Below are 12658 nucleotides of genomic sequence, written 5' to 3'. Positions count from 1 at the left end.
TTATTTTAAAAATTAACCAGAGGTAACATCAGTCTTCGCACCTGTAACTGTACCAGCCAGCCCTTTAAATTTTTCTTTTAATTGACCGATAAAACCACTGTCATTATAAAAAACAGCAACAATCAATACCGCCACAGCCACTGCAATCAAACCATACTCAATCGCAGTTACACCACGCTGATTTTGTTTAAAACGGCGCAAAGCTTCAGTTACATGAATATATGCTTTTGTTAACATTATGTTTTTCCTTAAATTAAAAATATAATTCCCTAATATATCGGGAGTGTAAATAATCTATTTTCATTTTCTAAAAAATGAAAATAGACCGCGCTATATACAATACCTAACCGACAAATCACCGGTTAACTATTGATATTCCGTCAAGTGCGGTCAGACATCACTCAATGCCGCTTGAATAATTTTTGTCAATTGTGCAAATTTTTCGGCGTAGGCTTTAATTACTGAGCCTTCATTATAAAAAAGCACAAGAACAACCAAAGTTGTGACCGCTACCGCAATCAGGCTATATTCAATTGCCGTCACGCCATTCTGGTTTTTCCTGAATTGGTAACACCTGTTTTTTACTGCCGAAAACAGATTTGAAAAATCACTTTTCACTGCTTACAATTCCTTTTACCTGTAACGTTTAATTTTTAATCAAATATGCAAATCACTCTATTTTGGCAATAAAAAACCGCACTTTGACCATAAGTCAAAATTTATTTTAATAAATAAAGAAAATACTCGATCGATATAAGTTCCGTTGACGTAATTCACAATATTACTCACAACACTGGAACTTATTGTTACTTAGCGTTACTAACTACAGACAAATTTAGGTTGGCAGAATAATAGCATGCCATTGTCAGAAAAAACTCAACGTGTATTTAAATCAAACAAAATTAATAACCATTTAATCAAATTAATATTTGCGGAGTGATTTTTTTTGTATTTCAGCAACATCATTTATCAAGCAAACAGCCTAATATAAAATTTTACTTAATTAAACATTGTTTCAAGCTGACAAATGATCAAAAAAAAAACAAAATCACAAATTTTATTTACGCGAAATTACCTACCATACCTTTTTCTAGGTATGCCAACAAAGCCGATTTTTTCTATTGGAGCGTAGGAAAAATGATTAAAGTTCGTATTATCTATAGAAAGTGCGGTATGCGCAGGCAGAAAATGGAGTGATTAAACCAAATTATCCTGTTGATTTTCAAACCAAATTCGAACACACAACGAATTACAATAATGCGTAAAAACCTTACAATAAATCATGTTTTAAGGAAGAATGATATAAAAAAAGCAGTTTGCCTGTTTCCTAGACAAACCGCACTTTAATGCTTGTTAATGCTTGAATAGTGCTGATGAATCGAATTAAAGCGTCAAATCAATACAAAAACACAAAATACAGCGCAATCGCTACCACAAAGCGGTAAATGGCAAACGGTACGAACGAAATGCGTTGAATCAAATTCAACAGCAATTTAATCGCCAACATTGCCACTACAAAGGCGGTAACAAAGCCGACGGCAAACATCGGTAAATCAGAGGCGGAGAGGAAATTCCAGCTTTTATACAGATCCAACGCAGTAGCCCCCATCATCATCGGCGCAGCCAAAATAAAGGAATATTCTGCGGCGGCATGGCGGCCGACCCCCATTAATAAACCGCCGGAAATGGTGGCGCCGGAACGGGAAAAGCCCGGCGATAGCGCCAGACACTGAAACAAACCGATGGCAAACGCCTGTTTGTAGCTAATTTGATCGAGGGTGTGGGCGGTGACTTGCGGACGGAATTTTTCCGCCACTAACAGCAAAACACCACCGACAATCAACGCATAGATCACATTTTCGATACTGAACCACGATTTAATCGTGCTGTGGAACAGTAAGCCGATCACTACCGCCGGAATCATGCCTAAAATGATATGCAACAAAGTCAGGTGCGGTTGGCTATGATCCGGTTTTGCACCGAAATGAATGCCAATCAGGCTGAACATTTTGCGCCAAAACACCACCACCACGGCTAAAATCGAACCGAGCTGAATCATCACCTCAAAGGTGGCGGCTTTTTCGCCGGTGAAGCCCAAAAACTCACCGGCAATAATCAAATGACCGGTAGAAGAAACCGGTAAAAACTCGGTTAAACCTTCGACAATTCCCATTATCACTGCAATAAAAATATCTGACATATTGTTTCCTTTTTGTTTCTTTTTTGAATTAACGTCTGTAAGTCAATATTTCAATTTTATTTGGCAAACGTTACAACGCTCGGTTTAGGTTGTAAAAGTAGAGGCGGAGTCACTATCCGCCCGAACCGCACTTTACATTTTTCCCTGTGGATTAAAGGGTTACACCGCACTTTGTATGTGGACGGATAGCGAATCCGCCCTACTTTGCCTTATCGAATCTCTTTTTACGAGGGGCAAAGCCCCTCACTCATATTTAAACCATGTCCGTTTATCGGCACAGATTACGCATTCTCAATGCCGAAACTGATTACATCGGCAATATTTTGCTGCCCCAAGGCAATCATCAGCAAGCGATCGACCCCCAGCGCCACACCAGCACATTGCGGCATACCTTGCTGCAAAGCGGAAATAAAACGCTGGTCGATTTGCCGCTGTGGCAAGCCCATCGCCGCACGCTGCTTGTTGTCACGTTCAAAGCGGTGCAGCTGTTCGTTGGCATCGGTCAGTTCATTAAAGCCGTTCGCCAACTCCAAGCCTTTGTAATAAAACTCAAAACGTTCCGCAACCCGATGATCTTCCGAACTGATTTGCGCCAACGCCGCCTGCGAGGTCGGGAAATAATAGACCGCCGCCGGACGTTCCTGCCCGATTTTCGGTTCGACCACTTGGCTGAACAGATATTGCAGCAAGGTGTCGCGGCTTTGTTGCTCCGCCTCCATCAATCCCTGTTCTTTGGCTTTTTTCGCCAATTCGGCTTTTTCCGCCGACAGCGGATCCAAACCGACGTATTCCTGAAAAATAAACTGATAGCTGAACGACTCCGCCGCTTCGCAATCCAAAATTTGTTGCAACAGATCGTCCACTTCGTTAATCAGGCGATACATATCAAAGTGCGGTCGGTACCATTCCAACATGGTAAATTCAGGGTTATGCTTGCGCCCCGCCTCTTCGTTGCGGAACACTTTGCAAATCTGAAAAATCGGTCCGCTGCCCGCCGCCAGCAGGCGCTTCATGTGATATTCGGGGCTGGTGGCTAAAAAGAGCGGTTTGGCTTGCGATTGAAAAGGCGCGTTAAACTGCGTTTCAAACACCGATAAATGCACATCGGTCACGCCGTATTCACTTAAAATCGGGGTTTCGACTTCGAGCAAGCCGCGATCAATAAAAAAACTGCGCAATTCGGCAACGATCTTGGCACGAGCGATAATATTTTTTATCGCCGCACTCGGTTGCCACTGTTGTTGTAAAATCATTGCTTATGATCCTAAAAATAAATCAAGGCATCGGCAAAGCGTTAAACGCACGGTTTAGATTACAGAAGTAGGCACGGATTAACTATCCGTCCGTTTGCGAAGTGCGGTATAAGCATTTAATCGATACTAGAAAAATGCAAAGTGCGGTTCGGGCGCATATACAATCCGCCCCTACCTTGCTTTATCAACCACCGCTGCCGATAATCTGCCTGCCAATAAATATTAAGCTGGCATTTTATCGGTTATCCCGTCAAGTCACAATCGAATCTTACAGAAAGGAAAACGGAATACTTGACTATAAAAGTAAGCTATTCAATCTACTAACTTTTTTGAGGTAGATCACGAAACGTCCCCTTTTTTGGAGCATTTCACAAAAAACAATTAAATTGTAAAACAAAAAGTGGCAGAATGACCTTGATCAAAAAACCAAACTCTATGTTCATATTACTTTTTGACTCTAAATCATTACTTTTTACTTACATCTATACTGGAGGAATATCGTGCAAACTATCAATGTCGATATTGCAATCGTAGGCGCCGGCGGTGGCGGTTTGCGTGCTGCAATTGCAGCCGCGGAAGCAAATCCCAATCTGAAGATTGCGTTAATATCAAAAGTGTATCCGATGCGTAGTCATACCGTAGCTGCCGAGGGCGGAGCTGCGGCGGTCATCAAATCCGAAGATAGTTATGACAAGCATTTCCACGATACGGTTGCCGGTGGTGACTGGCTGTGCGAACAAGATGTGGTGGAACATTTCGTCGAACATTCGCCGATTGAAATGACCCAATTGGAACGCTGGGGCTGCCCGTGGAGCCGTCGTGACGACGGTGAAGTCAACGTGCGCCGTTTCGGCGGTATGAAAATCGAGCGGACTTGGTTTGCCGCGGACAAAACCGGTTTCCACCTGTTGCACACGCTCTTCCAAACCTCGATCCAATTCCCGCAAATTATCCGTTACGACGAACACTTCGTGTTGGATATCCTGACTGACGACGGGCATGCGCGCGGTGTAGTCGCGATGAATATGATGGAAGGCACACTGGTGCAAATCAATGCCAACGCGGTTGTTATCGCCACCGGCGGCGGCTGCCGTGCATTCCGCTTCAACACCAACGGCGGTATCGTGACCGGTGACGGTTTATCCATGGCTTATCGTCACGGCGTGCCGTTGCGCGATATGGAATTCGTGCAGTATCACCCGACCGGCTTACCGAACACCGGTATTTTGATGACCGAAGGCTGTCGTGGTGAAGGCGGTATCTTGGTCAATAAAGACGGCTATCGCTACCTGCAAGATTACGGTCTGGGACCGGAAACGCCAATCGGCAAACCGGAAAACAAATATATGGAATTGGGCCCGCGTGACAAAGTGTCGCAAGCGTTCTGGCAAGAGTGGCGTTTAGGGCGCACCTTGAAAACCGCCAAAGGCGTGGATGTGGTGCATTTGGATCTGCGTCATTTGGGCGAAAAATACCTGCATGAACGTCTGCCGTTTATCTGCGAACTGGCGAAAGCCTACGAAGGCGTTGATCCGGCGAAAGCCCCGATTCCGGTGCGTCCGGTGGTGCACTACACCATGGGCGGTATCGAAGTAAACCAACAAGCGGAAACCCGTATCAAAGGTTTATTTGCTGTGGGTGAATGCGCCTCCTCCGGCTTGCACGGTGCGAACCGTTTAGGTTCGAACTCCTTGGCGGAATTAGTCGTTATCGGTAAAGTCGCCGGTGAATACGCCGCACAAAGAGCGGTCGAAAGCCAAAACGTCAACACTGCGGCTGTCGATGCGCAAGCCAAAGATGTAGTCGGTCGCCTGCACGCCCTGTTGGATCAAGACGGCAATGAAAGCTGGTCGAAAATCCGTGATGAGATGGGCGATTCGATGGAAGAAGGCTGCGGTATCTACCGTACCGAAGAATCCATGCAAAAAACCGTGGATAAAATTGCCGAATTGAAAGAACGCTTCAAAAAAGTGCGGGTTTCCGACCGTTCCAGCGTGTTCAATACCGATATTCTCTACACCATTGAATTAGGTACGATTCTCGATGTGGCACAATCGATCTCTTCTTCTGCGGTTGCACGGAAAGAATCACGCGGCGCGCACCAACGTTTGGACTACGTTGAACGCGACGATACCAACTACTTGAAACATACTCTCGCATATTACAATGCAGACGGCGCACCACGAATTGAGTACAGTGATGTGAAGATTACCAAATCGCAACCTGCCAAACGTGTATATGGTGCGGAAGCAGACGCCGCAGAAGCAGCAAAGGCAAACAAGGAGTAAGCAATGGGTAATCTAGCTAACAAAACAATGACTATCGAAGTGCTTCGTTATAATCCCGAAGTCGACAAAGAGCCATACTTGAAGGCTTATCAAGTACCTTATGATGATCAAACCTCATTATTGGACGCCTTGGGCTACATCAAAGACGAGCTGGAACCGGAACTGTCCTACCGCTGGTCTTGCCGCATGGCAATCTGCGGATCTTGCGGCATGATGGTCAACAACAAACCGAGCTTGGCGTGTAAAACGTTCTTGCGCGATTACAGCGGTTTTATGCGGGTTGAGGCGCTGGCCAACTTCCCGATTGAACGTGACTTAGTGGTGGATCTCAGCCACTTTATCGAAAGTCTGGAATCGATCAAACCGTATATTATCGGTAACAAAGCGCCTCCGGGCGAGCGTACCAAACAAACACCGGCGCAGCTGGAAAAATACCGCACTTTCTCTATGTGCATCAACTGCGGCCTGTGTTATGCGGCATGTCCGCAATTCGGCTTGAACCCTGAATTTGTCGGACCGGCAGTGTTAACCCTTGGACACCGTTATAATTTGGATAACCGTGACAACGGCAAAGCCGAGCGTTTAAAAATCATGAACGGTAAAAACGGCGTGTGGACTTGTACCTTCGTCGGCTACTGCTCGGAAGTTTGTCCGAAACACGTTGATCCGGCGGCCGGTGTGAACCAAGGCAAAGTCGAGTCTGCCAAAGACTACGTTATCGCCATGCTGAAACCGCAAAAGTAAGGAGGAAAGAATGACAACCACAACCAGCAAACGTAATAAATACGTACGCGAAATCAAACCGAACTGGTGGCAAAAAATAGATTTCTACAAAATGTATATTTTGCGCGAATCTACCGCACTTCCGACCATTTGGTTCTGTATCGTCCTGCTTTACGGTTTCTTGTGCTTAGGCAACGGAACCTTTGAAACCAGTTTTGTTGCTTTTTTGAAAAATCCGTTGGTCATTATCCTGAATGTGATCACAATGGCAGGCGTGGTGTTTAATACCATCACATGGTACGGCTTGACCCCGAAAGCCTTAAATTTGATCTACAAAAACGAGCGCTTGCCGCAAGCGGTGATCAAAAATTTAATGTGGGTCATCACGATCGCCGTTTCGGTCTTAACCCTTATTCTTGTGTATATCTAGGAGGAAAACGATGAAACAAGCTCCAAAACGTTCCAATGAACCGGTGGTATGGTTGCTATTTGGCGCAGGCGGAACCATCAGTGCCATTGTTTTCCCTGTGCTGGCATTAATCCTGTTGTTCCTCTATCCGTTAGGATTGGTTGACGCAGGCAACATGGTGGCATTTGCACAAAGCATTATCGGCAAACTGATCCTGCTCGCCGTGGCAATCTTCCCGATGTGGGCAGGCATGCACCGCTTACACCACGGCATGCACGATTTCAAACTGCACGTTCCCGCCGCCGGTGTCATTTTCTACGGCTTGGCGGCACTGTATTCGGTGTTGGTATTCTTCGCTGTGATTAATATCTAAGCCGCTCTTAAAAATAGAAACGCTCAGACAAATTGTTTGAGCGTTTTTTTATATACTGTATTCACCTACTATTGTGTAACTCTTCTTCCAACCAATTGATAAAGTGTTGTACTTTGGCATATTTTTTATGAGTATGCGGAAAAACAATATAATGTGCATCAATAGGAATCATATAATTACTGCCAAAAACAGGGATTAGTTCACCAGACTTAATAAAAGGTTGTGCTAATAAACTACTTTCTACAATAACGCCAAGATTTTGTTTGGCCGCTTCAAAACTCATATATGAACGATCAAAACTAAAAGCATAGGATAAATTTTCCGTCTGTATATTATGATACGCAAACCATTGTTTCCATTGCATTAACATACATTGAGAAGCGATTAAATCGCATTTTAATAAATCTATTGGCTGGTTGATTTGATTCTTTTTAAGAAAATCAGGGTGAGCTAACACAATTGCATATTCATTTTTAATAGGAATCGCGTTTAATCCTTTCCAAGAAAAACTACCATAACGAATATCCACATCAGTTTGAGATAGATTAAACTGAATATTTTCATAGGAACAATCAATATTGATTTGATATTCAGGATATTGCTTTTTAAACTTTTCCAATCTCGGCAATAAATAAAGTAATCCAAAAGTTGGAGCCGTATGAATGCGTAAGGTTTCTTGTTCTTGACGTTCGATAATATCATTAGTTGCTGTGCCCAAGGTATGTAATGCACCTGAAATAGCATCAAGATATTGTTGCCCTGCTCCGGTGAGTTTTATCCCTCTTCCTGTACGATAAAATAATTTTTTATTTAATAAACTTTCCAATCCGGCAATTTGATGGCTAACTGCTGACGGTGTGATATTTAAACTTTCGGCTGTTTTCACTATATTACCAAAATAGGCCGCTTGTTCGAATACTTGTAGGGATTTTAACGGAGGAATAATGTTTGCCATAATTTTTCCTTGTAATAAAACTGATTTATAACTTATTATAAGTTATAAAAAAAAGAACACAATACGGCAAAATATTGTGTTCAAATAAAGGGTAAAAATCAGATATTATGCAAGCTCTTTTTGTTTTTTCCTTGCACTCAGTACAATTATTGCCGCACTAACGAACATACTAACACCTAAGAATGCAATCGCCGTGTTAAATGAGTTAGTTAATTCTTTTAAGTATCCCACAATCGTCGGGCCAAAAAATCCCCCCAAGTTACCGATACTATTAATTAACGCAATCGCTCCGCCGGCCGCTGCTCCCGTGATGAATGAAGGCGGAATAGCCCAAAATGGCGGAAATGCACCGAATGCACCACACAATGCAACCGCAAGGAAAACAAAGGCAAGCCATACGTTAATATCTGCCACATAAGTTGCCAGCATTAAACCTAGCGCACTCACTGCCAAACACCCGGCGACATGCCATGGACGCTCTTGCGTTTTGTCAGAGTGATTACCGACTAACATCATCACAATCATTGACACAAAATAGAGTGCGCCAATAATCCAGCCTAAGTTTTGCAAGCTAATACCTGAAGTAGCTGAGATGGTTTTAGAGATGGTCGGCAAAAACATATTGATCCCATAGTAACCCATCATCCAAAAGAAATAGCCTGCTGATAGACATAAAACCGTTTTATCTTTTAAGGCTTCCATAAAGGTATAATGTTTCACTTCTTGCTTCATTTTTTGTTCAATATCAAGCGTTTCGATTAACCATTCTTTTTCTTCTTTTTCCAACCAGTGTGCCTTGTCGATACTATCCGTTAGGTAGAAATAACAAATAACCCCCAGTATGACGGCAGGAATGGCTTCAATAATAAACATCCATTGCCAACCGTTTAAGCCCCAACCTTCAATGGTTAATAAGAATGTGGATAACGGTGAGCCTAACGCATTTGCGCCCGGAATCGCTAACATGAAAGCGGCAATGGCTCGAGCATGATGTTTAGTTTGGTAAAAACCGCTTAAATAATGCACCATACAAGGATAAAAACTCGCCTCGGCCACCCCCAATAAAAACCGAATCGTATAAAATTGCCAAGGCGCTTCGATAAATGCCATTAAAATGGCGAGAATCCCCCAACTCACCATAATCCGACAAATCCACTTGCGCGCACCAACTTTTGCCATCATGGCACTACCCGGCACTTCCAATAAAAAATAGCCAAAAAAGAAAATACCTGCACCAATACCAAACACAGCATTAGAAAATCCTAAATCAGCATTCATTTGCAGTGCTGCAAAACTAATATTCACACGATCAAGGATAGAAATAAAAAAACAAATGAAAAGGAATGGAAGTAAACGCCAAGTTACCTTACGCACGGCACTTTGCTCTATTTGTAAAATATTGCGGGTTGTCATAATAATTCTCCGTTTTATGAATGAGGGGCAATACTATTTGCTTGGAAATTAGGGAGAAAGCATAAAGTGCGGTTTACCATCACGCTATTTTTAGTGCCTTACCTAAAATTTGAAAATACTATTTATTGATATTATGAATAAAAAAATCTCCCCTCGAGATTTACTACAGGTGGACTTATCCTCCCACCTGTAGTCACCTCAAATTGTATTATTCCGCTAACCATTTCTTGATGCTGTTACAAATTGCAGCAGTAGAAATGCCATATTCATCGTGTAAAGTCGGTAATGCACCGGCAAGTAAAAATTTATCCGGTAATGCAATACGTTTCACTTTGGCGGAAATCCCTTGTTCAACTAATAAACTCGATACTGCTTCACCAAGACCACCGATTTCACTGTGATTTTCTGCGGTAACAACCAAACGATTAGATTTAGTTATTTCTTTCAAAATCGTTTTATTATCTAATGGTTTAATCGTCGGGCAGTGTAAAATTGCTACGCTAATACCTTCGGAGGCTAATTTTTTCGCCGCTTCAATCGCTCGCATCGTGAGAATACCGGTTGAAATCATTAACACATCATTACCGTCTTCCAGTAATTTTGCTTTGCCGATTTCAAATTGATAGTCATAATCTTTTAACACGTTCGGTACTTTTCCGCGTAATAAACGCAGATAAACCGGACCGTTGTGATCAGCGATAGCCGGAACAATTTGCTCAAGTTCCGTCGCATCACAAGGATCAATTACCGTCATATTCGGAATTGCACGCATCATCGCAATATCTTCCGTAGCTTGATGGCTTGGGCCATAACCGGTGGTTAAACCCGGCAATGCCACAGCGATTTTCACATTCAGATTTTCTTCTGCGATAATTTGATGAATAAATTCATAAGCCCGACGGGTGGCAAATACTGCATAAGTCGTAACAAAAGGGATTAATCCGGTTTTAGCTAAACCACCGGCGGTTGCCATCGCCAATTGTTCTGCAATTCCTACTTGGAAAAATCTATCCGGATAGTTTTGAGCAAAAATATGTAAGTCTGTATATTTTGCCAAATCCGCAGTGACCCCAACGATTTCAGGGCGGGTTTCCGCCAATTTGCTCAATGCATAACCGAACGGTGCTGCAATGGTTTCTTGTCCCTCTTCGGCAATAGAGGCGATCATTGCCGATGTAGTTAATTTTTTCTTAGTCATCGTAAAATTCCTCTATTTTTGGCTTTCATCTAATACGGCAATCGCTTTTTGCCATTCGTCAGCATCAACTCGAATAAAATGATTTTTCTCACGCGCTTCCAAGAATGGAACGCCTTTCCCCATTAACGTATCGAAAATAATGACACGCGGTTGATCACCTTCATAATTGCGCGCATTATCAAATGCTGCGAGCACCGCCGCAATATCATTGCCATCGACTCTTTGAACATACCAACCGAACGCTTGCCATTTATCTAGCAGTGGCTCAAAACTCATAATATCGGTTGATTTACCGTCTGCTTGTTGTTGATTGACATCAATTAAATTAATTAAATTGCCTAATTTATGATGGCTGGCAGCCATTGCCGCCTCCCAAGTGGAACCTTCGTCCAGTTCCCCGTCAGACATGGAGTTATAGACAAAGGATTTTTTATTTTGATAACGCAAACCAAGCGCTATCCCCACGGCAATAGATAAACCCAGCCCTAATGAACCTCCGGACATTTCCATTCCCGGAGTATAAGTTGCCATGCCGGACATAGGTAAACGGCTATCGTCACCGCCGTAAGTTTCCAGTTCCTCTTCCGGAATAATGTTAGCTTCTATTAATGCCGCATAAAATGCGATCGCATAGTGGCCATGAGAAAGTAAAAAGAAATCGCGATCTTCCCATTCCGGATCCGCCGGTTTAAAATTTAATGCGTGACAATATGCCGTTGCCAACACATCGGCATAACCTAATGCTTGGCCAATATAACCTTGCCCTTGCACTTCTCCCATGCGTAATGCATAACGTCTAATGTTATAGGCATGCTTTGCCAGTTTTGTCGCTAAATCTTGAGTTGCCATAGATTTATTTCCCCTTAAATTAATGAATATGCATTCCGCCGTTCACATCTAATGTGATACCGGTTGAATAAGATGCTAAATCGCTGGCTAAGAATAATGCTGCACGCGCAATATCAACCGCATCACCCAAACGGCTTAATGGAATGCCGGCAATAATATTGGCTTTTTGCTCATCAGATAATTTGCCCTGTGTAATGTCGGTTTGAATCAAGCCCGGAGTGATACAGTTCACACGGATACCATCAACCCCCAATTCGCGCGCCATCGCTTTAGCCAAACCGAGCACGCCTGCTTTTGCGGCACTGTAATGCGGACCGCCAAAAATACCGCCGCCACGCTGTGCCGATACCGAAGAAATACAAACGATGCTACCTGACTTTTGCGCACGCATGGTTGGAATGACCGCTTGAGACATTAACAAGGTGCCGCGCAAACTGACATCAAGCACCGCATCATAATTTCCGCCTTTAATATCCATCACTTTTAACGGTTGAGTAATGCCGGCATTGTTGACCAATACATCGATACGACCATATTTGGCCAAAATTTTCTCTTTTGCCGCTTGTACTTGTGCTTCATCGGCGACATTGATTGCTACGCCTAAATGCCCTTCTCCCGGCAAAGCATTGGCAGCTTCAATAGAGGCTTGCTCGTCTAAATCGGCAATAACGACTTTAGCGCCCTGTTCGGCAAACAATTTCGCTGTCGCACGCCCTAACCCACGCGCAGAGGCTGCGCCGGTAACAATGGCTACTTTGTCTTTTAATAACATAATGTATTCTCCTATGGTGTTTTTGTTGGAAAATAACATAGCGGAAAGCGAGATGAGTAGGAATGCACAAATGCTCACGTTTGATTGAGAAAAATTGAAATCGTGATAAACGTAACAAAAATAATCGATATACCCGTATGGAAAACCGATTTGTGTTGGGAGGGATTTTAGTTCAAACGAATCTGACAGACACACAATTTTAAATCGGGGACTGCCAAATTAAGT

13 protein-coding genes are annotated in these 12658 nt (G+C 43.2%); 4 read left to right on the top strand and 9 right to left on the bottom strand.

Features of this window, described 5'->3' with window-relative positions:
- Nucleotides 1-12 precede the first annotated feature (12 nt).
- The 4 genes from B8880_RS01320 to epmA all read right to left on the bottom strand — a co-directional run bounded on the left by B8880_RS01320 (nucleotide 13) and on the right by epmA (nucleotide 3453).
- On the bottom strand, nucleotides 13-237 hold the full coding sequence (locus B8880_RS01320; protein ID WP_084255534.1) for a Flp family type IVb pilin: 225 nt from the start codon (nucleotides 235-237) through the stop codon (nucleotides 13-15).
- Nucleotides 238-390: 153 nt separating this feature from the next.
- Nucleotides 391-618: a Flp family type IVb pilin gene (locus B8880_RS01315; protein WP_084255532.1), complete on the bottom strand. Its 228-nt coding sequence runs from the start codon at nucleotides 616-618 to the stop codon at nucleotides 391-393.
- 778 nt (nucleotides 619-1396) lie between these two features.
- Entirely contained in the window at nucleotides 1397-2200 is an 804-nt protein-coding gene (gene bacA, locus B8880_RS01310; RefSeq protein WP_084255530.1) for an undecaprenyl-diphosphate phosphatase, read from the bottom strand.
- A 281-nt stretch (nucleotides 2201-2481) separates the two neighbouring features.
- Nucleotides 2482-3453, bottom strand: a complete 972-nt coding sequence (gene epmA, locus B8880_RS01305) for an elongation factor P--(R)-beta-lysine ligase (RefSeq protein WP_084255528.1) — start codon at nucleotides 3451-3453, stop codon at nucleotides 2482-2484.
- Between the two features lie 500 nt (nucleotides 3454-3953).
- Between epmA and frdA the strand changes: the two genes are divergently transcribed.
- Genes frdA through frdD form a run of 4 tightly spaced genes read left to right on the top strand, consistent with a single transcriptional unit; the run spans nucleotide 3954 to nucleotide 7246 of the window.
- Entirely contained in the window at nucleotides 3954-5741 is a 1788-nt protein-coding gene (gene frdA, locus B8880_RS01300; protein WP_084255526.1) for a fumarate reductase (quinol) flavoprotein subunit, read from the top strand.
- 3 nt (nucleotides 5742-5744) lie between these two features.
- The gene (locus tag B8880_RS01295) at nucleotides 5745-6485 is read left to right on the top strand and encodes a succinate dehydrogenase/fumarate reductase iron-sulfur subunit (RefSeq protein ID WP_084255524.1); all 741 of its coding nucleotides are present in this window, start codon (nucleotides 5745-5747) and stop codon (nucleotides 6483-6485) included.
- Between the two features lie 10 nt (nucleotides 6486-6495).
- Nucleotides 6496-6894 carry a fumarate reductase subunit FrdC gene (gene frdC, locus B8880_RS01290; protein ID WP_084255522.1) on the top strand — a complete coding sequence of 133 codons (399 nt, stop codon included), beginning with the start codon at nucleotides 6496-6498 and terminating at the stop codon, nucleotides 6892-6894.
- A 10-nt stretch (nucleotides 6895-6904) separates the two neighbouring features.
- Complete coding sequence (gene frdD, locus B8880_RS01285) at nucleotides 6905-7246, top strand: fumarate reductase subunit FrdD (protein ID WP_084255521.1); 342 nt, start codon at nucleotides 6905-6907, stop codon at nucleotides 7244-7246.
- Nucleotides 7247-7307: 61 nt separating this feature from the next.
- Here the strand turns inward: frdD and B8880_RS01280 are convergent, their stop codons facing one another.
- The 5 genes from B8880_RS01280 to B8880_RS01260 all read right to left on the bottom strand — a co-directional run bounded on the left by B8880_RS01280 (nucleotide 7308) and on the right by B8880_RS01260 (nucleotide 12433).
- A complete protein-coding gene (locus B8880_RS01280) occupies nucleotides 7308-8201 on the bottom strand; it encodes a LysR substrate-binding domain-containing protein (protein WP_084255519.1) in 894 nt (297 codons plus the stop codon).
- 105 nt (nucleotides 8202-8306) lie between these two features.
- Nucleotides 8307-9614, bottom strand: coding sequence for an MFS transporter (locus B8880_RS01275; protein ID WP_084255518.1), 1308 nt, complete (start codon nucleotides 9612-9614; stop codon nucleotides 8307-8309).
- Between the two features lie 208 nt (nucleotides 9615-9822).
- A complete protein-coding gene (locus B8880_RS01270) occupies nucleotides 9823-10812 on the bottom strand; it encodes a transketolase family protein (RefSeq protein WP_084255516.1) in 990 nt (329 codons plus the stop codon).
- 12 nt (nucleotides 10813-10824) lie between these two features.
- Nucleotides 10825-11661: a transketolase gene (locus B8880_RS01265; protein WP_084255514.1), complete on the bottom strand. Its 837-nt coding sequence runs from the start codon at nucleotides 11659-11661 to the stop codon at nucleotides 10825-10827.
- Between the two features lie 19 nt (nucleotides 11662-11680).
- Entirely contained in the window at nucleotides 11681-12433 is a 753-nt protein-coding gene (locus B8880_RS01260; protein ID WP_084255512.1) for an SDR family NAD(P)-dependent oxidoreductase, read from the bottom strand.
- Between the last annotated feature and the right edge of the window lie 225 nt (nucleotides 12434-12658).

Source organism: Pasteurella testudinis DSM 23072, from assembly GCF_900176075.1.
Classification (GTDB): Bacteria; Pseudomonadota; Gammaproteobacteria; order Enterobacterales; family Pasteurellaceae; genus Chelonobacter; species Chelonobacter testudinis.
The sequence above is the reverse complement of the archived record's forward strand: the minus strand, read 5'-3'. Positions and strand labels throughout refer to the sequence as shown.